20 protein-coding genes and 2 pseudogenes are annotated in these 18,918 nt (G+C 41.8%); 1 reads left to right on the top strand and 21 read right to left on the bottom strand.

The features are described 5' to 3' along the window. Positions 1-37: 37 nt before the first annotated feature. From EI981_RS13970 to EI981_RS13920, 12 genes and pseudogenes are all read right to left on the bottom strand, one after another. Complete coding sequence (locus EI981_RS13970; protein WP_126999090.1) at positions 38-979, bottom strand: alpha/beta fold hydrolase; 942 nt, start codon at positions 977-979, stop codon at positions 38-40. Positions 980-1,062: 83 nt separating this feature from the next. After that, positions 1,063-1,223: pseudogene (locus EI981_RS29630) on the bottom strand (MFS transporter); the annotation flags it as partial. Between the two features lie 485 nt (positions 1,224-1,708). Continuing rightward, positions 1,709-2,002 carry a hypothetical protein gene (locus EI981_RS29035; RefSeq protein ID WP_162616172.1) on the bottom strand — a complete coding sequence of 98 codons (294 nt, stop codon included), beginning with the start codon at positions 2,000-2,002 and terminating at the stop codon, positions 1,709-1,711. 217 nt (positions 2,003-2,219) lie between these two features. Then, on the bottom strand, positions 2,220-2,693 hold the full coding sequence (locus tag EI981_RS13955; RefSeq protein ID WP_227011850.1) for a DinB family protein: 474 nt from the start codon (positions 2,691-2,693) through the stop codon (positions 2,220-2,222). Positions 2,694-2,735: 42 nt separating this feature from the next. Next, positions 2,736-2,855, bottom strand: coding sequence for a CGNR zinc finger domain-containing protein (locus EI981_RS30250; RefSeq protein ID WP_227011902.1), 120 nt, complete (start codon positions 2,853-2,855; stop codon positions 2,736-2,738). Between the two features lie 15 nt (positions 2,856-2,870). Further along, the gene (locus EI981_RS29620; protein ID WP_227011849.1) at positions 2,871-3,110 is read right to left on the bottom strand and encodes a hypothetical protein; all 240 of its coding nucleotides are present in this window, start codon (positions 3,108-3,110) and stop codon (positions 2,871-2,873) included. An 11-nt stretch (positions 3,111-3,121) separates the two neighbouring features. Beyond that, positions 3,122-4,312, bottom strand: coding sequence for an MFS transporter (locus EI981_RS13945; protein WP_126999086.1), 1,191 nt, complete (start codon positions 4,310-4,312; stop codon positions 3,122-3,124). 73 nt (positions 4,313-4,385) lie between these two features. Continuing rightward, positions 4,386-4,676, bottom strand: coding sequence for an ArsR/SmtB family transcription factor (locus EI981_RS13940; RefSeq protein ID WP_126999084.1), 291 nt, complete (start codon positions 4,674-4,676; stop codon positions 4,386-4,388). 88 nt (positions 4,677-4,764) lie between these two features. Next, positions 4,765-5,277 (bottom strand): GNAT family N-acetyltransferase, encoded by a 513-nt coding sequence (locus tag EI981_RS13935; protein ID WP_126999082.1) that lies wholly within the window; start codon positions 5,275-5,277, stop codon positions 4,765-4,767. 33 nt (positions 5,278-5,310) lie between these two features. Further along, entirely contained in the window at positions 5,311-5,745 is a 435-nt protein-coding gene (locus EI981_RS13930; RefSeq protein WP_126999080.1) for a PaaI family thioesterase, read from the bottom strand. Next, a complete protein-coding gene (locus tag EI981_RS13925; protein ID WP_126999078.1) occupies positions 5,732-6,259 on the bottom strand; it encodes a DMT family transporter in 528 nt (175 codons plus the stop codon). The genes EI981_RS13930 and EI981_RS13925 overlap by 14 nt, the downstream gene beginning before the upstream one ends. Further along, positions 6,187-6,492, bottom strand: a complete 306-nt coding sequence (locus tag EI981_RS13920) for an EamA family transporter (protein ID WP_126999076.1) — start codon at positions 6,490-6,492, stop codon at positions 6,187-6,189. Before EI981_RS13920 ends, EI981_RS13925 begins: the two co-directional genes overlap by 73 nt. 185 nt (positions 6,493-6,677) lie before the next feature. Between EI981_RS13920 and EI981_RS13915 the strand changes: the two genes are divergently transcribed. Further along, positions 6,678-8,105 (top strand): aminotransferase-like domain-containing protein, encoded by a 1,428-nt coding sequence (locus EI981_RS13915; protein ID WP_126999074.1) that lies wholly within the window; start codon positions 6,678-6,680, stop codon positions 8,103-8,105. Between the two features lie 941 nt (positions 8,106-9,046). Here EI981_RS13915 and EI981_RS13905 read toward each other — a convergent pair. From EI981_RS13905 to EI981_RS13865, 9 genes and pseudogenes are all read right to left on the bottom strand, one after another. Beyond that, the gene (locus EI981_RS13905) at positions 9,047-9,553 is read right to left on the bottom strand and encodes a hypothetical protein (RefSeq protein WP_126999071.1); all 507 of its coding nucleotides are present in this window, start codon (positions 9,551-9,553) and stop codon (positions 9,047-9,049) included. A gap of 725 nt (positions 9,554-10,278) precedes the next feature. Next, entirely contained in the window at positions 10,279-12,411 is a 2,133-nt protein-coding gene (locus tag EI981_RS13900) for a sensor domain-containing diguanylate cyclase (protein WP_126999069.1), read from the bottom strand. A gap of 322 nt (positions 12,412-12,733) precedes the next feature. After that, positions 12,734-13,696, bottom strand: a complete 963-nt coding sequence (locus EI981_RS13895; protein ID WP_126999067.1) for an ABC transporter permease — start codon at positions 13,694-13,696, stop codon at positions 12,734-12,736. Between the two features lie 166 nt (positions 13,697-13,862). Beyond that, positions 13,863-14,400, bottom strand: a pseudogene (locus EI981_RS30105) (chloramphenicol phosphotransferase CPT family protein). A 175-nt stretch (positions 14,401-14,575) separates the two neighbouring features. After that, a complete protein-coding gene (locus tag EI981_RS13885) occupies positions 14,576-15,325 on the bottom strand; it encodes an ABC transporter permease (protein ID WP_126999065.1) in 750 nt (249 codons plus the stop codon). After that, the gene (locus EI981_RS13880; RefSeq protein WP_126999063.1) at positions 15,322-16,071 is read right to left on the bottom strand and encodes an ABC transporter permease; all 750 of its coding nucleotides are present in this window, start codon (positions 16,069-16,071) and stop codon (positions 15,322-15,324) included. Before EI981_RS13880 ends, EI981_RS13885 begins: the two co-directional genes overlap by 4 nt. Beyond that, positions 16,068-16,790, bottom strand: a complete 723-nt coding sequence (locus EI981_RS13875) for an ABC transporter ATP-binding protein (protein ID WP_472795103.1) — start codon at positions 16,788-16,790, stop codon at positions 16,068-16,070. Before EI981_RS13875 ends, EI981_RS13880 begins: the two co-directional genes overlap by 4 nt. Positions 16,791-16,873: 83 nt before the next feature. Continuing rightward, positions 16,874-17,881, bottom strand: coding sequence for a sensor histidine kinase (locus tag EI981_RS13870; protein ID WP_126999059.1), 1,008 nt, complete (start codon positions 17,879-17,881; stop codon positions 16,874-16,876). Continuing rightward, a complete protein-coding gene (locus tag EI981_RS13865; RefSeq protein WP_126999057.1) occupies positions 17,878-18,555 on the bottom strand; it encodes a response regulator transcription factor in 678 nt (225 codons plus the stop codon). The genes EI981_RS13870 and EI981_RS13865 overlap by 4 nt, the downstream gene beginning before the upstream one ends. Positions 18,556-18,918 lie beyond the last annotated feature (363 nt).

Genomic DNA, 18,918 nt, shown 5'->3' with positions numbered 1-18,918 from the left:
ATCCACTTTTGCGATGTGGTTCCTTCGAGACCACGTTTCAGTTTCGGTGGATGAAGTCTGCAATGAGACGTCCAACTTCATCCGGTGCATCTTCCAGACAGTAATGACCCACGCCTGCAAGCCGATGAACGGAAGCATCGGGGAATAACTCCGTGAACAGCGGCAGAAAATGTTCAGCATGAAGCGTTCGATCAGACTCTCCCCAAATGGCCATTGCCGGCTTGGTGCGGATCATGCGGATGGTTTTGGCATTAGGTACTTCAAACTTGTGCGCGCCTGTAGCATACCCTTTTGCCCAGCCGATCGCGCCGAGACATTCCGACGGATCGGCAAAGTGCGAGCCGTAAGCCGCCAGCCAGGTGTCGGTAATCAGGGCATGGTTCTCAAAACCGTTCAGTTTGAGCGTGCTGAGAATATTAAAACCGAGTTGGCCCAACACGGCCTCGAGATTCCCATCCTTCACCGCTTGAACAACCCATTGGAACCAAGGCGAGATGGCGACATTGGCGCTCAACCGGTCTCCGAGACTGAACTGACCGAACGGTGTCGGCCCATTGGTCGTGATAAGCCTGCGGATGCGTTCTGGATGGCGGGCAGCAAGTCCCATCCCCACCGGACCGCCAAAATCGTGCATAATCAACGTGATTTCCCTCAAGTCGAGTGCAAGGACGAACCGTTCGAGATTGTCGATATGATCTTGCAGCCAGTAGCTACGATTCTGAGGAGTCGCACTTTTGCCGAACCCCATATGATCAGGGACAATAACACGGTAATCCGAGCTCAGGACCGGGATGAGGTGCCGAAATAGATAGCCCCAGGTCGGCTCGCCATGAAGACAAAGAACGGTCTCACCTCTGTGCGGCCCTTCGTCAACATAGTGCATGGCAAAGCCGGGAGCGTCGGTGAAGTGCGGTGTGAATGGGTAGGTACCGTCGTAATCCGCAAGCAGATCGCGGTCGAGGTTATAAGAATACGTCATGAGAAATGTTCCCTCCTTTGAATTGAATCGGAAAATCTTGCCGGCTGAAGCAAATATAAAATATTCCGTCAGTCATAGTTGACTAGTTGTACCAACAACAGAATGCCAAGTGCATACCCGATCTGAGTGATGGTGACGACAACCCGACAGTCGACTCGCGGATGCTGAACTCGACCGCCATCGCGTCAAGCTGCGGCTGTGAATAGTAAACGTTGACCACAGCAAGCCCGCAAGCGATAGCGATGAATGGGACGTGGAAGCACGAGTAACGGGTTTACTCGCAGAAGCCGACCTGGTACTCCAGGTTTCTCCAGCACCTTCCTCCGCTATGTCTTGAAGCTTTTCCATATCCACTCTCACCTTTCAGGTTGGATTGACCGGAGTTAACTTTACCAATTTACGTATCGAAAAGTATAATATACCGTTCAGTACGTAATTTGATGTAGATAATATACATGAGAATTTGGCATTCTGTCAACTATAAATGAAATAAATTCGACTATTTCTTAGACGCAAGACATTACTTTAGTGTACTGATCGATATAAAAAGAAAGAGGATGGCATATAGTTCGACCTTGGACGTTTAACGAAGAGCAAGCATTGCATATCGCGTTGGAACTTTTTGGGATAAGGATTACGATACACCTCATTAAGCGATTTAACGGCAGTGGGTCTTCAACGGCCAAGACTCTACTCCGCCGTCTACGTCGATAATCTTGTCATCCGCTTTTACATAGGGCATGGGCCCGATCTGATCGACAGGAACGTGCTTGAATCCAACCGATTCGTAAAGATGAACGGCGTTACTTCGTCCATATCCGCGCTCCCCGCAACTCGTGTGTAACGCTCATCTTCGAGAGCTCGAACACGCCAGCCCCAGTCGGCACGAGTGCAACGCATGTTGTTCCGAACCATGACGTTCTCTGGCTTCAAAGTTTTATTAAAATGGCCATTAAATTCAAATCCCTCTGTCTCAGTAATAAAAAAAAACACCGATTCACTTTTGACACTCCCATTCCACATATTTAGCCCTTTAATATAGTGAATGCAAGTACACACTTGCATTATGCGGAATAAAAAACCAGGGGGTTCATGTCAAAAAAAAGGAAATACAATTCTTGAGAAAAAAACACAGCCCCCGCTAAAAATATAGAGCATTGGACTCGCCTCCTTCACAAATTAAACGCATAACTGCCCTGTAACGTAGTAAGTTGCCATTCATATTATTTTCGAAAGAGGGCTACGAAAGCTCTCTTATATAGGTGATGTAATCGACGTTGACGGGCTCACCGCCAGCGGAACGTAGTATTGTGTTGATTTGGCCACGATGATATTGTCCATGCAGCGCTAGATGTGTCAATATGTTACGAACAGACGTGGCATAAGATGCCCCGGTTATACTCTTATAAGCGATGACATCCTCCAAATTTCCGTTCGTCTCAATAACAGAGAGATACGCTGAAAAATTTGCATTGTTTTCATCGACCAATCGGCTACAATCCGATAGATCGGCATCGGGCCAAAAAGGAATATGCGAGCTGTCTTTCCCCGACAATCGAGTAAACCATGCTTTCTCGGAATGTAAAATGTGGGCAAATAACCGCACCACCTGTTTGTTATCAGCTTGTGTACGCAGATGTTCGAGAATCCGTTCGTTTGCCCAATGCAACTGCTTAAACATGTTCCGGATCGTATGCATCCATATCGCCTCCATTATTTTTAAAGGTTAAACTCTGCTTTTGCATCCATCCCCCGTTTATTTCCTTATTCGCTCTTTTTGTCTCGCATAAAATTCCGCTGCCTTTTGGCGGTTCCCGCATAAGTCCATACTGCACCAGCGGCGTTTGCCACCTTTGGAGGTGTCTACGAAATGAATGATGCACGCTTCGTGCTAGCATTTCCGTATCCTTTCCACGGGATATTTGCCGAGCGTTTCAACAAGGGAGTTCAGCACGGCATAGCTCATCGTCGCTTTGATAATGCGCAGTTTCACTCTGCCTTCGGATGCTACCGCAAGACGGGCACCAATATCCGGAGTCTCTTTGTATATCAGCGGATAATGCATCGCTGAATCGGAACCAGTGTTCCGGCTTCGAGGATGGCGGCTGCGGCACAGATCTGTTCCCTTCATATTAAATTCTTCTATGCATTTATGACGCAAACTCCTTCTTTGTTTTCGCTTTGACTGGTCAAAATACCGCTGAATATAAAAGATAACAACGAACCGGCAAAGCATATAGCCGTAAACATGCCTACGGCGGAAAAACCGTTAAAAGTCGCGTAAATTAGGCCTGCGATCCAAGAACCGAGTGTTGTCGCAGCGTACATGATTGAATTGGCCAAGCTGGAGATCGTGCCGCGGATGGTCGGATTTAATGAATTCAGCATTCTCAGTATTAAGGGAAAAGCGATCCCCATGTTAACGAATATGAAAAAGTAAACACTTTCGAAAGCCGCAACCGAAGGCAAGTGAGGCAAAACAATAAAACATACGATAGAGACAAGAAAGCCCACAACCAGCGTATTGAAACGGTTTAACTTTTTGATCACATAGGCACCGCCGAAGCTCCCGACTATATTCCCGAGACCAAGAAAAAACATCACGTACCCCGCTTGATCAATTGAAAGGTGAAAGCGATCCGTCACCCATTTTCCAATGAAAGAAAAGGCAGCAAAGAATCCACATTGAAATAAGAAATGAGCGAGGAAAGCCCTTCTCGCCATTCGGCTATTCAATAGTGGGATGTATCTACTGAAAATCGGAGTCTTGGTTTTTTGGCCTTGATTCGGTTTCATTTCGGGCAAAGCATAGTAGATGAATACCGCTACCAATAATGCACATGCACCGATTATAAAAAAAGGATAATACCAATGGGCTGAGGCAAGCAGACTTCCAATAGGGATGCCGAACGCTTGGGAAGCAGCCAAGCCTGCCATGACGATTCCTGATACTTTAGCGATTTTTGACGTTGGAAACAGAGCAGGGATCGAGGCCCAGACTTGAGGCGCCGTAAATGCTGCGCTGACTCCGGCTAAAAAACGGAAGAAGAACATCGACCAAAAGCCTGTGGCAAAGCCGCATAACATAGTTGAAACCGAGAAGCAGACCATGCCGGATAGCATTACTTTTTTGCGATCCCATCCATCGGAAAGCGGTCCAGCAATCAGCGCAAAAATGGCATAACCTAAAGCATAAGACCCCACCATCCAACCGGAATATTCGGTCGGGATATGAAACAAGTTCTGAAGAGTGGGTATGAGCGGAGAAATCAAAAACGTATCCGTACCGATAACAAACATGATGACGAAAAATAAAGCAGTTAATTTGATCATTCTATTCACCCTTTGTAATCAGTTCAATAGTTCAAAGATTATTGAACTATATTAGAAAAAAAAGAATTTCTTTCTACAACGTATCCAGAAATCCGGGTAAGTAAGTTAGAAATGTCTCCAAATCGATGCTCATATACTTCGCTTGAGCTTCTTTTCGTACCTTGATCAATTTCGCCTCCTTTAAAGTACGCAAGTGATATGAAGTATTCGATTTCGTAGTATCGCGAATGTGTCCAACTTCTCCACAATTCATCTCCTTCATGCCAGCGTATAGAGCTCGTATGATGTCCAATCTTGTTTCATCAGCTAACGCCTTAAATATTTTAACTCTGAGTTCATCATTTATTATTTTTTGAGTAGTCATAAAACCATTTTACTAAGATATCGCTACAAATCAAGTCTTTAGAAAAACACCACCATAAAATCCGAAGACCCTATAAATGAATCAGCGGTCACTGGGACTTGAAAAATATTGTCTTCGTATTCACTAGTTCCATATCCATAAACACATCCGCTCTTACATAGGGCATGGGCCTGATCTGCTCGACAGGAACGTGCTTGAATCCAACCGATTCATATAGATGAACAGCGTTCGGTAGCTTGGTGCTGCTACCCAAAAACAGCGATGTTGCGCCAAGCCCACGTGCGTGGTTAATGGCGGCATGAATGATCTTCCGTCCGTATCCGCGCCCCCGTAACTCGGGTGTAACGCTCATCTTCGAGAGCTCGAACACGCCAGCCCCAGTCGGCACGAGTGCAACGCATCCGACGATAGAATCGCTATCGCGTGCGATGAGTACGTCTCCTCCTCTGTTCATGATGTTTTCTACCGGGTTATCGAGGATTACCCGGTCCGCCTCTTCGATGGTGAAGATCCGGGCGATCCATTCCTCATTAAGTGTTTTGAAGGCAAGAGCTTCTTCGAGTGTCTCCATCGAAGTGATCGTGAGCACTGTTTCATGCATGCTATGTTTCCTCCTTTTGTATGTCCCGCGGGTCTACCTGCCTTGTGCTTTATCGCCCCTTAATGTCATACAAGTACTTGAGGCATGAGCGATGATTTTCCCGTTCTCGTCAGTAATATTGCATTGGATGAACCCAATTGTTTGTCCCCGCTTATACAGCGTAGCATGGGCCTTTATTTTAGCGTTCCACACAGGTCTAAAAAAGTTTATTTTCAACTCGATCGTGGTGAAGGTTTCGTCTTTTTGCAAGGTAGATCCGTAGGCAATTCCCATGGCCATATCGGCAAGAATTCCGATTATACCGCCGTTGCATGTGCCTTGCGGATTCGCATGTTGTTCCGATGCCTCCATTTCATACGTAGCTTCGCCCTCTTCTACGCTAATTAACTTCAGTCCCATAAGGCGCTCAACGGGAGACTGCTTCAATTCTCCGTTCAGCACATTCCGATAATGATCAAGAATGGTCATTTTGCATACTCACCTGCATCTTTCCTCGTCTCTGATTCAAATTATTAATCACCAGCGCGATGATCACGATAAAGGTCCCTGCCATCTGTAACCTTCCGACTTCAACGCCCTGGAGGGCACTGAACGTGACTGACGTAACAGGGACAATGTTCATAAATAACATGCCGTTCTCTGGCTTCAAAATTTTATTGCCGACGTTCCATGTGAACACGGCAAGTACGCCTGCAATCAGGATCATATACAGTAGTTCCGCCCCTGCGCTTCCGATCCTCTCCACACTTGGCGCCCTCAAGGCACCGAAAACCGTTGCCGACAGGATTAATAAAATATTCATCAAGGATCCGAAGCATGTTGTCAGAGCGGTGTAGCGAAGCGGCGACCAGCCTACAAATTGACTGCCACCCATCGTATAAATGACCCAGCATAGAGCACCGAGCATAATCAGCAGACTGGCGCCAATGTACTCTTTGATTTGAACGATTTGGGAGGGGTCTCCATTCGTAATGACCAGCATTGCGCCTGAAAGCGCAATGAATATGATTTCCCCTCCAATCGGAGAACGTTCTTCCCTTCGAAAACGATCAGCATTCCTAAAAGAATGAGACCTGCCCATATGTAGCGAATCGTCGTGAAATAGAACGGATCGAGAACCTTCAAGGCAACTTGCATGACGGGAAACATGCCCCCCCACGCCAGCACAGGAATCAAATAATAGATGATACCCGTTAATAAAGTGTTTCTGTTCATTTCTAAAACCTTCTTTCATGAGCTATGTGAATTTTCCGACAGAATTGATCAGCCCCCTTTTTTCCATCATAAACGAAGGTAAATAGAACAGATCGATAGGACCAGAACAGAAGGATGGAACTTCCTGTATAATAGAGATACACACTAGTGCGTATTTCGGGTGAATGGGTCTGGGGGCAAAACATATGAAAAAAACAGTTCATTCAAACAGATATGCAGGCAAACTGTTTGAACAAATTTATGACTATATTCTGGATCGAATCAATCGCGGAGAATGGAAGCCGCATGAGAAGCTTCCCTCCATCCGCTCGCTAGCGATGGAATTCAATGTGCATCGACTAACGGTCTATAAAGCCTATCAGCTACTAAAGGAAAATCGGATCGTTGAAGCGAAGGACAAATCCGGCTATTATGTGATACCGAACGGTGATAGTTTTCCAGCGGATTCGCTGCATGATCCGATCATTTCTGCTTACGTGCATGAAAGCCATCTTTCTGAAATTCATCAGGTGCAAGCCGAATATGTACTGTCAAAATCGCTGCTCGATCCGAACCTGCTCCCAAATCTTTATTTTTCGGAATATGTGAAGCAAGTATTCGATTTGTATCCCAAAATGCTCGGCACCTACTTTACCGTGCAAGGAGACCAGGAGCTGCGAGATGCGCTGTGCCGGTACTTTACTGATTGCCACCGGTTTCACTTGTCTGCAGACGAATTATTGATCACATGCGGATCGCAGGAGGCCATGGATTTGGTTGCCAGAGCACTGGTCAAGCCGAGAGATGTCGTTATGTTGGAGCGTCCTACTTACAGCACGGCGATTGATATTTTCAGAAGACAAGGCGCGGTTATCGTTCCGGTCGAGATCCACCCGTACGGCTACGATCTGGAGCAGGTGGAGAAGCTGATGCAAGCCTACAAGCCACGGTTGTTTTATTTAAATCCCACCTTTCAAAGTCCAACAGGCTATATTGTACCCGCCGAACAAAGGAAAAGGCTCGTTGAGCTTGCTGAGAGGTATCAATGTCTGCTAATTGAGGACGATCCTTACCGCGACATATATTTTGGTGAAGAGCCGCCACGGCCTCTTTTTGCTTACGATACGGCAGGATGGGTCATTTATCTTCGCAGCTTCAGCAAATATATCGCTCCTGGCCTCGGTATCGCCATCGTTGCGTGCCGCCCTTCCATCATGAACTACCTGATAAAAGCCAAAATGTTGTCGGACAGTGGGACGCCTTTGGTGAATCAGAAAATTTTTCTGCATTATTTTTTCAGCGAGCGGCTGCAGCAGCATATGGAGAAGCTTCGCATTGCGCTTACGGTCCGCAAGGATATCGTAGAACAGGAATTGTCCGCTACCGACTGGCAGTGGAACTCCCCTGCAGGCGGATTCAACTTATGGGTGAAGCTTCCGGAAACGGTGGAGATTGAACCTTTACTCAGTACATGCATCAAGCAATCAATTACTTTTGTGCCAGGAGCGATTTGTGATCCGCTCAAGGAGTACAAATCATGGATACGCCTCAGCTATTCCTATCTGAATGAGCAGCTATTGAGAGAAGGCATCCAGAGGCTTGTCGAATTGGCAGACAGGGGTTTGAAAGGATGAAAAATTACCACTTCTGGCCTCACGTTTGCTCAAATTGTACCTGCAAACTGTTCAATTGGATAACAGCGTAGCAAAAAGAGCGAGCGCTCGTGGAAAAATGACCGCGAACCTCGCTCTTTTCTTTTACTATATCGATGGCTCTTTTGTAACCATGACCACAGTCGGTGGTCTCACGCACTTCTATCATTTTTTACCCAAATGCTTTAGGAGCCCCAGCTCGTCCGCTGTAGATCTGAATTTGTCATATTGTTCTGCAAAACCGTTAAACCTATCAAACTTATTTTCATTTTATACTTTTTGCAACTCCTTATCTCATTTTTGGAATATCAAATCTCCATTGTTATTCTCTGTTCCTTGGGCAACTAACTCATAAAATTTTTCTAATGAGTTATACATATCATTACACCTCTAATAAATAATTTAATTTTTACCTAACGTACGTTGTTTTCTATAATCTTCCTTTATATTGATCGTTTTTAAAATTGTAAAGCTCAATACTTTGTGATGCATGCTCTCCCATTACCATAATACCTTATCAGTAATATTCGTGATAATACGAACTCGAAAACTTCCAATATTTAGACGTTAATGGTTCGGTTTTGTTGCGCTAAACTGCCCGTTAGCTTAACAGCGCCATGGGGATTTGGATTGTTTAGCTAAGTATTCTTTCAAGAGATTCAGAGTTACCCTTGAGATATCTACATCCACGAGGTCTTTAACAGCATCTTTAGTTGTAAAGCGTAAGCTCGCAATGTATTCGGGCTAAATCCTTGGATTCGTTTGTCTGCCTCATAATGATTCCAAAGTTCACTTAAAATCATAGTAAAACCTCCTATTAGAGCAATCCTAGTTTGCTACTAATAAGAGGTTTTAGACTGGGTCTATTCAACTAGAGTTTGCCGTTTGTGGACCGAGCTCTTAGACCGCTCAAAAAGGAGGAGTTATTTTTTTAAACTCCATGAATGAATGACTGTATAGTTCTTTTTTAATTGGCTATACCGTATGACATTCTTATTCTTCAGTTCATTAAATAACTGATAATAATCCTGCTCCAAGGTTTCCCAATCACTATACTTTCCATTTCCGTCCAATTGCCCGGTTAGAGAACTTGAATTCGTTTCGTTATATAGGGTTCCATTGGACGTTTGCCAATCGGGAATTTTATCTTTCCACTCCGCATATATAAAACCTCTCCACTTGTCCCCTAAAGCTGACACCAATAAGTTTTTATTAACTTGATTAACTCCCCTGAACATTTCTAGCTTAGGATGATTATTATCAATGAAGAAATTACCGCAATTGGAACACTGATAAACCGTTTTAAAAAGTGTGCTTATTAATGATCGGATTCTCATTGTAGCTTCTTCTTTATCTGTAGATGACGGTCCCGATTTCTCAATAGCATCGTCAATCTCGTCCAGGAGATCAAACTGATCTTGGTCCGACATTAAATATCCCTTATAGGATAAATAATCAGTCGTATCGTGTATTCTTTGTCCACACTCACATCTAAAATTCATTAGTTCACCTCAGGCCGACTGCCACTTATATTAGGGCTGCTAATTACAACTTATACTTCAATATAAATACTACCACATATTGGAGTTATCCTGCCCGTTAATTGAACAAAGACAGCCGATCAAGTTGGTCGGCTGCCTTCTTGTTTTTATTGTGCTATAGTTTCCCGTTAGTTTAACGGACGATTATGAAATCATGTCGATGGTTGAAAGTGGGTAAGGGATCAGTATTCTACAGGAGCTGATATTAAAGCGTATCCCTTATCGAATTATTGTAAAAGAGTTCGAGTTCCTAGTTTGTCCATTTTCGCTCCTGCTTTCCTTACGGACGGCCAGTAATGGTAATGCAGGTGCCTACCTGAAGAAACTTTCCTCAAAACTTAAATTTTCGGGTTTTAAAGCGATGTCGTTCTCCGATCGTTATTGGAGACCGCATAGATATCTCGCACGATCGTTCAATAGGGTTGGGATCCAAACGATTTCTAGCTTTTTGCTTTTCACTCTAGCAATCAGTGCTGCTACTCGATTAATATGATATCCAAAAATCTATACCTTCACTCTTTGCTTCATAGGCAACAATTCCGCACCCGCAAAAATATCAGCAATGCTGTGGGGATGCCGCAATCCATTTTCATGGCTTTTGGGACATCCCCTATCTAAACGCCCGTACCTTCTTCTTGATGATATACAAATACGTTATTCTTTCCTGATTTTTTAGCTTTGAATAATTCTTTATCAGCATAATTAATCATTTGCTCTAAGGTATATTTCTTTGTATTTAAGTTGGCTCCCCCTATACTTACGGTAATAGGAATGGGTATCCCTAGAAATGATGTTATAACTGCCTTCTCAACATTTTTTCGGATAATCTCTGCTTTTTGAATACATTGCTTCAACGTTTCATCGGGAATTCCCACCATAAACTCTTCCCCGCCATATCTGCCTACCCTATCCTTTTCTCCTATACTAGCTTGAATCAGATCTGCCACACGCTCTAGCACCCTATCTCCTTCCTGGTGACCGTAAACATCATTTATTCTCTTAAAATTATCCACATCAATCATCAGGATACATAGTGTTCCATTTGCGTTCTTGCTTTCTTTAAGTTGCTCGTACATTTGGGTTGTTTCTTCAAACAATTCTTTTCGACTAAAGACTTTGGTTAACATATCATACTTAGATGCAAATTCAACTTCCATATATAGTCTAGCATTCTCTAACCCAATCCCTAGATAATTAGATAGGGTCTTTAATGTACTCAAGTCTTTTAAGTTAAAAGAGTTTTTCTTATAAGCTTGAGTACTTATCACCCCTATTACCTTATCTTTCAGAATAATAGGTACAAATATAAGAGAATAAGGTATTGTCTCTATTACATACTCCTTTTTCTTCCTTACCTTCTCTAAATATTCCTTAAAATCATCAAAATATCGGCTATATTCCTTTTCAATATCCTTAATAAAGATATCCTGCTTGTGCTTGACACTATACGCCCAAAAGCTATCTTCTAATATAGACATAGGCCCCTTGACCAACCGTTGTCCCTTTTCGATAGACAACTCATTGTTAAGGATCCCTTCCTCTTCGTTATAAATGCCAATTTGAATAATATCCGCTTGGATCAAATCCTGTATTTCTTTGGTAACAATATTAAAGATACTTTCCTTGTCCAAGTTAGACAGGATTTTCTGACCCACACCATTCAATGCTTCAGTTTGATTATAGAGAAACTTGTAGATTTTCCCCTCTTCCTCTTCTCTTTTTCGATTCAGCATTTCCATACTCTCAGCACTGCGAATAGCTTGCATTTCTTTTTCTAATTCCATATGTTTTTCTAAATACGCATAGGCTTGTCCATAATTCCCCAGACCTTTAAATCCTTTGCTCATATTCAAATACACTTTATGTAAATTCCTTATAGAATTGGCCTTTTCTATCCCTTCTTCTACTTGTTGCAGCTTATCAATAGTCTCCTTATATCGACCTTGTACCAAATCTAGCTCTGCCCAGTACAATAGTGCATCTTGAAGATACAGTTGCGCTCCTCCCGCTTTCGCCATTTCTACACTCTTGACGAAGTATTCTTCTGCTGTACCGTAGCACCCTTTAGTCGCGTAAATATGAGCCATTTCTTTTAACACATTGGGCATCATACTGGGAGTGTATTCCTCTGCTAATTCAAGCGCCTTCGTTATATACACTATCGCCTGATCTAGATCGTCCAAATGGTTGCAACATTCAGCTTGATTAATGTAACAAGCCACTTTAAAAGCATTATTATAAACACGAGGTATGTTTTCGATCTGATCTAATAGCTCTTTTGCCTTTTCATACTCATCGATTTCCATATACAGCGCTGCAAGGTTCCCTTTGATTTGAGTTAGTCGCTCATAGTTACCCACTTTTTCTGCTAGTTCTATACCCTCCATACCATGCTCAATGGCTTTGGAAAGTTTCTGTTGTACCGAATAACCACTTACAAATGCACTGCTAGTCGCCAATTGTCCATCTATATTGTTATTTTCTTTAAAAATATGATAAGCCTCTTCATAAAGAGCGGTCGCAGTTTTAAAGTCTGTCGATTCAAAGTATAACCAGCCTTTAAAATAAAGAATCCATGGGTAAGCACAGATTAACATATTATTCTCTCTTACAAATTTAGTAGCTGCTTCGTAGGCCCCTATTGCAACTTTAGGCTCAGTTCCTCTTATTTTTTCACATATTTTAATGATATAATTTTCATCATCCTTCAACTTGCTCAGTTCTTTGTTTAACTCCTCCGGCCACATTTCATTTTCACCTAGTTTCTCATTGTAGCTTTTGTAAAAAAATTATAAATGTTGACTTAGTTCACTCTATTATAATGAATAATTGGAAATTGTTATAGTGTTTTTCCTATAGGAGAGACTCCACCCAAAAATTCGCCCTACTTGTGATACGGTTAAAGTTCTTGTCATTTCATATTGACAAGAACTTGATAACACAAAACAAAAAAAGCCGCAATTTATGCGGTTTTCAATGTTACTATGTTCTTGTCACCTGACAGTCCATGATGGTGCACAAATTTTCTTACTACCCTCCAGCCGCCGGTCTATTAGACCGCTTACAATTTTAGCATCTCTTATTTCCATTCCTCCGAACACGCGGGTCAACCACCGAATAGAGCACATCCGCCAACCAATTGGCCAAGATGATAAAAGCAGACAAAACCAGAATGATAGCAATCAAAACCGGAAAATTTCGCTTTAAGGCGGATTGTAGCATCAAGAAACCCAGTCCGTACCAATTAAATATATTTTCAATAATAACTGATCCGCCTATAAGTGCGGGAATATCGAGTGCAATTAACGTAATAATTGGAATCATGGCATTTTTCAATGCGTGGCGGTATATAACACCTCTGTCGGATACTCCTTTGGCTCTGGCAGTCAACAGGTATTGGGTGTCCAAAATTTCTAACATGCCATATCGGATGAACTTTAAATAATAGGCTAGCATACCTAAGATTACCGTCGATACAGGAAGAATCATATGCTGAATTAAGTCAAGGATATTGCCTTCTTTCGAAGGTGTATGCATGCTACTGGGCGGCAACCACAGCAACTTCATGGCAAAAATCTGCTGTAGCCAGAAACCCAGTACAAAGGCGGGTATGCTAAATCCGATGAACCCAAATAACATAGCCAGCCGGTCTGATATACCATATGGCTTAATACTGTTATGTATCCCCCATGGTATGGCGATCATCAACGTAATGACCCAGGCCGTTCCCAAAAGGATAAAGCTGTTTTGTGCATATAGCCATAAGTAGCTATCAATCGAATAAAACTGATAATCCAGTCCCAAATAACCTTTCGTAAGGCCTTTGAGCCAATGGATATATTGCAAGTATATTGGTAGATCGAGTCCGTGAAGCTGTTTTTGCTCTTCTACCCATTTGTGCTGCTCTTCCGTCATTCCAATGCTCGCCCAAGGATTCCCTGGCATGGAATGCATGAGAACAAAAGATATGGAAGAAACCACAAACAGTACGAAAATAGATTGCAATGTACGGTTAAAAATATATTTCCACACATGTGTTCCCCCATTTATCCCTTAAATCCCTGATATCATATCATTTCTACCAATCTATTTCCACATATTAGTAGGAATGATACAGGATTAAGGTAAAGGAGTTCGTATATCGCTTTAAATAGAAGCTACAGGGAAGTCTTTAATCAATCCACCACTCAAACGGAGACTAACCCAACTCCATATTCCGAGTAATATCTCTTTTACTTAATTTCTTAAATGCCGAGTAATCCTTACCAGACTTAATAAAACTTAATATCTTTTCGGCACATTCTGTTGGATTCAACTCTTCAGTATTTATTCAAGGTCATATTCATTAAAGCAATATACTGTGTTGAACTGGGAATTTGCTAGTCCAATTTTTCGATCTCCTCTTATTTGCTCTCTTCTTATGAGTTCTTCTTTCGAGCATATTACACCTACAAATAATGTAGGATGATCAAAAAGTACATCAAGGTAATCATTAAATCGCTTGTCATTGTCGATTACGGTATCGACGATTACATTCAAACCCATTTCTGAAAACAGTTTAATTGTCGAATAGTACATGGAGATTATGGGATCAAAAAGTATTTGTACGACAACTTGATCATCCACTTCTCTTACAGGTTTAAGATCTGGAAATTCTGATTGATCAGTTCCATAGAAATACTAGTCTTTCCTGAACTTGAAGTTCCGTTCATCAACACAATGAGCCCTTGCTTCAAACGAATCACCCTCACATATAAGATTTTCGAATTTTTCAGATAACGTTATATTCACAAAGTTCATAAAATTATCCTACTCAGAAAATATTCGAGAAATGATTAAACTATCCTGCCCGTTAGTATAGGCCAACCAGAAAACTCTGGCTGACCTAATAATACGAAAAGCCGCGATTACTTAGGCATCTCGTTTACGGTAAAATACAATAGCTACTGTAATAAAGATCAGTGTCCATAACATTAAAATACCTGTCCCTTGCATTGGTGTAAGGATATTTATTTCATTAGAGGAAGGCGGCATATACATATAATATCCTGCCGTATCCGGAAAATAATTAGGTAGAAAATCTCTCGACAATGGACTGACAATAAAATAATAACCAAGAAGTATTACTAAGGCAGGAGTGGTTCGTCTTAGTAAACCACCTATAGCTGCACTGATAAGTGTGGTTAATGTTAGATAGCCTGTTGCACCTACTAATGTTTTTATCATTGTATCTATTTCAATCACTACTGCTCTGTCTCTCATCATGACAAAAGTGTATAGTACACCTGATGCAGCAATTATAAACGCCACGGGAATGGTTATAATTGCCAAAGCCAAATACTTCGTGGATAATTGAATCCTACGCCATGGTATCGCAGTTAAAGTAGTTCGAATCTGTCCACCAGTATACTCCGAACAAGTTGCTAAGATACCAAGAATAATGAACCCTGCATGAAGATATCTCATAGAAGCAAGTCCTATATTCAGTATACTTTGCGTTCCTGCTGCCCCTTGTAGACCAACAGAAGTAAAAGCTGCGGCTAAAACTAAATTAACAATGAATGTAACAATAAGAGTGCGCCATATCAATGGTAATGTAACTAATTTATCCAGTTCAGCACCAAGGATTTGTGTTATCTTTCTACTAGAAGAGACACTCATGCTGCAACATCCCTCCTATGGAATACAATAGCTGCAACAATGAAAAGAACGATTACCCAAGCAAACATGACTAAACCACCTATGAACGGGGTAAGAAATCTGTCGCTCATAAACATAAACATTTCAAGGCCAACTCGATCTGGTAAGTATAACGCCAACTTTGTAATCTTAGAAAGCAGGAAACTGAATGATACAAGGGATGTATTTATGATGAGCACAGCAATCGGAATAATGCCATTCTTAGTTAGAACCGTAATCCCAAATGCTAAAAGAGCAGTGAATGCCCAGTAACAAACTGCACCGATCAGTTTAGACCATTCAAATGCAGGGGTATAATCACCGAGAATAAGATGCGTGGCTGACACAGTTGTCATAATAGCTACAATACAAAGCAGGATGCTGATCACTGTCACAGCGCATGCTTTTGCCAGCAAAAAATGAAGCCGTGATGAAACAACCGTTAAACTTGTTGTAATCTGTTGTCCTCCACCCGACTCACTGCTCTCTGTCAAATACTCACTGCTGACAGCAAGTACACCAAGAATAATAACACCTTGCACACCAAGAGCTAATCCAATATAGCCAACTTCCGATAGCTGTGTGCTAACTCCAGCTATTATCTCCTCTTTTTGTGCTATACTGTCCAAGGTAGCAATGACCGCTGGGGCAAAAGCTCCAATAAGAAAGGCAAGCCAAATGCTCGGCAGGGAGAACAATTTAGATAGTTCCGCGTTGAATGCTCTCATACAACAGCACCTGCATCTTCAGTTGTCAGGGAAAAAAAGGCTTCCTCCAGCGTGGAATGATTACCTATTACTTCTTCCAATGTTCCATCTGCGACGATTTTTCCGTGATTAATAATCACCACATCATCAACAGTTTCTGCAAGCTCTCCCATTAGATGACTGGATAGTAACACCGTGTTACCAGACGCAGCACGTTCACGTAAAAATGTCCGAATCCACCGAATTCCTTGTGGGTCGAGCCCGTTTACGGGTTCATCTAAGACCAATATTTCGGGATCACCAAGAAGTGCAGCTGCCATTCCAAGTCTTCTCCCCATACCAAGTGAATAACTCCCAACCCTTTTCCCAGCTGCATTCGTAAGACCAACTATTCCCAGAACTTCCTCGACACGTGATCGAGGCAATCCTGCGGCACGAGCAATCCAACGCAAGTGTGCCCGTCCTGTTCGCATACGATGAGCTCCAAATCCATCAAGTGCGGCCCCTACTGTTGCTAGAGGATTATGTAATTCTGTGAATGGCTTTCCATTAATTAGTGCACTCCCTGAGGTGGCATGATCTAATCCAAGCAGGATGCGAAGTGTAGAACTTTTACCTGCCCCATTTGGACCTAAAAAACCAGTTACTCTACCGGGTCTAGCTTTAAAACTGATACCTGATAAGATTTCCCCAGTTCCGCGATGTTTGACTAAGTTATTAATTGAAAGCAACCATAACACTTCCTTTCTGTTATGGTTCTAATTATAAAGAAGCGAAGTTACATCTCGGTTATCATGGTGTTTACTTATGGGTTAACTTTAGGTTACGCTCTACCAATAGCTACTCTTGTGCCATTTTCATTTGATGTAAAGTCAGCTTTCAGCTTCATTTTTTTCAACATATAATTTGAAGTCGATAAACCAATCCCCGCCCCACGCTCATAGGGAGAGTTATCCATACCCGGTCCTCTGTCTACAACAATAATCAGTTCTTTTTCTACATCAACCACAATGTTTGCATATTTTCCCTCTGCTGCATGGCGAAGAATATTCTGAAATAAATTATCCATAACCCGTGTCATCCATTTCGGATCTGCTTCCCAATAAAAAGTCTCCTCTGTCGGTAAATCAACGTCCAGCTGAATTTCTTTTTCTTCAAATGCAGGGTACCACGCAGCAACAGATGCTCTTACTAAACGTCCAATATCTGTTGATGTGGGCTCAAAAGGATGTTTTCCGGAGGTAAGCAATGTATAGGTAAGTAAATCATCCATTAGATCTCCGATTCTTGTAATCATATGGTTTATCTCTGTTAATGAGTTTTGTCCTTCTAAACTTATTAATTCTTTATTTAATCTGGTGACATGTCCTCTCAAAATGGTAAGTGGCGTTCGTAAGTCGTGAGATAAATTCGCAATGAGTCGATGTCGTAATAATTCCTCTTCATATTCTCGCTTGCGGCTGTCTTCAAGCTGCTGAATCATCCAATTAAAAGAACTTCCCAACTGGTCTATCTCATCCATACGATCCGCTTGAACAGATATGGGTTTCGGAAATGATTTATTTTTCGCGGAAGATGACATGACTTCCTGTAAGCGGGCGAGACGTTTTTGAAGTTTCAAGAAGAACAGCCAAGATAATATAACAAATGCGACAATAATAAAACCAAACAAAAGTAATGTAGCGTAAAATAGATTTAACGTATTCAGTTGTTCCCCAGTGTTAGAAAACCCAGCAAATGCACTGAAGAAAATAAGCACAATAGGAGGAAGAAAGATAAATAGAAAATGTACTTTTAGAAAACGACGAAATAATGGTCTATTCTGTTTCATAGTTTCACCCGATAGCCTATTCCCTTCAACGTTTCAATAATCTCTGGTGAATCGGGATGACGTTCCAGCTTTTGACGAAGTCGATGGATATGTACCATTATGGTTTTATCACCAGTGATATAAGTTTCTTGCCAAATGGCTTCATAGATTTGTTCTTTTGGTAGAACTTGATTGGGGTGGCGTAAGAAGTACATTAAAATTTGATGTTGTTTCCCAGTCAATATAATTTCTTCTCCTGTGAGTTTGTCATATACCATTTGAACTTCCGGATCTACTTCAATATGATCTCCTAATGAAATGCGTTCGGAATATGTTCCACCTCTTCGACGGATTAATACTTCTAATCTTGCAACCAATTCATCCGTATGGAATGGTTTCGTTAAATAGTCATCAGCAAATTGTAAACCGTCTACCTTATCATTTATCGATGTTCGAGCAGATAACAGCAAAATAGGAACAGCAGGAGCTGCCTTTTTTAATCGTTTTCCCACAGTAAATCCGTCTAAACCGGGTAACATGATATCCAAAATAACGATTTCATGCTGATTTACTTCTTTTTCGGCTCCTTCACCAGAAAGCAACCACTGAACTGAAAATCCTCGCTGTTCCAATTCTTCTTTCACCCAACTGCCTATTTTCTCATTATCCTCAATATATAATACGTTTGTTTTCAAGTAACATCCCTCTCTCTAAATTGAGTTCACTATTAAACAGATTAACACAATCTAAAAAATAGCTTCCAGTTAAGACAATTTTATCGTTCGTTAATAATGAGTTGAGTTATCTCCCCGTATCGGTGTATTGTTAAAACTTTTAGGTACTCATTCATGTCGTAACTATTGAGCTTTGTTAACTTTACTTTAACAAATCAGCAATAAGACTATGTTCTTGTCCATTATCAGCAAAGGGATCAGGTTCTTGTCTCGAGTAAAGGACAAGAACCTGATCCCTTAAATTAGAAAACTGCGCGGGGCGCAGTTACTTAAAGGACTATGTTCTTGTCCTGTGACTTAAAACAGTTTTTCGCTTTTGTTTGG

The organism is Paenibacillus lutimineralis (assembly GCF_003991425.1).
GTDB lineage: Bacteria > Bacillota > Bacilli > Paenibacillales > Paenibacillaceae > Fontibacillus > Fontibacillus lutimineralis.
Note: the sequence above shows the minus strand (reverse complement) of the source record. Positions and strands in the feature narration are given on the sequence as shown.

Excerpts from the sequence above, each read along its gene's own strand:
- EI981_RS13970 (WP_126999090.1), bottom strand. The coding sequence starts at position 979 with ATGACGTATTCTTATAACCTCGACCGCGATCTGCTTGCGGATTACGAC.
- EI981_RS29035 (WP_162616172.1), bottom strand. The coding sequence starts at position 2,002 with ATGTGGAATGGGAGTGTCAAAAGTGAATCGGTGTTTTTTTTTATTACT.
- EI981_RS13955 (WP_227011850.1), bottom strand. The coding sequence starts at position 2,693 with ATGGAGGCGATATGGATGCATACGATCCGGAACATGTTTAAGCAGTTG.
- EI981_RS29620 (WP_227011849.1), bottom strand. The coding sequence starts at position 3,110 with ATGAAGGGAACAGATCTGTGCCGCAGCCGCCATCCTCGAAGCCGGAAC.
- EI981_RS13945 (WP_126999086.1), bottom strand. The coding sequence starts at position 4,312 with ATGATCAAATTAACTGCTTTATTTTTCGTCATCATGTTTGTTATCGGT.
- EI981_RS13940 (WP_126999084.1), bottom strand. The coding sequence starts at position 4,676 with ATGACTACTCAAAAAATAATAAATGATGAACTCAGAGTTAAAATATTT.
- EI981_RS13935 (WP_126999082.1), bottom strand. The coding sequence starts at position 5,277 with ATGCATGAAACAGTGCTCACGATCACTTCGATGGAGACACTCGAAGAA.
- EI981_RS13930 (WP_126999080.1), bottom strand. The coding sequence starts at position 5,745 with ATGACCATTCTTGATCATTATCGGAATGTGCTGAACGGAGAATTGAAG.
- EI981_RS13925 (WP_126999078.1), bottom strand. The coding sequence starts at position 6,259 with ATGCTGGTCATTACGAATGGAGACCCCTCCCAAATCGTTCAAATCAAA.
- EI981_RS13920 (WP_126999076.1), bottom strand. The coding sequence starts at position 6,492 with ATGAACAGAAACACTTTATTAACGGGTATCATCTATTATTTGATTCCT.
- EI981_RS13915 (WP_126999074.1), top strand. The coding sequence starts at position 6,678 with ATGAAAAAAACAGTTCATTCAAACAGATATGCAGGCAAACTGTTTGAA.
- EI981_RS13905 (WP_126999071.1), bottom strand. The coding sequence starts at position 9,553 with ATGTCGGACCAAGATCAGTTTGATCTCCTGGACGAGATTGACGATGCT.
- EI981_RS13900 (WP_126999069.1), bottom strand. The coding sequence starts at position 12,411 with ATGTGGCCGGAGGAGTTAAACAAAGAACTGAGCAAGTTGAAGGATGAT.
- EI981_RS13885 (WP_126999065.1), bottom strand. The coding sequence starts at position 15,325 with ATGAGTGTCTCTTCTAGTAGAAAGATAACACAAATCCTTGGTGCTGAA.
- EI981_RS13880 (WP_126999063.1), bottom strand. The coding sequence starts at position 16,071 with ATGAGAGCATTCAACGCGGAACTATCTAAATTGTTCTCCCTGCCGAGC.
- EI981_RS13870 (WP_126999059.1), bottom strand. The coding sequence starts at position 17,881 with ATGAAACAGAATAGACCATTATTTCGTCGTTTTCTAAAAGTACATTTT.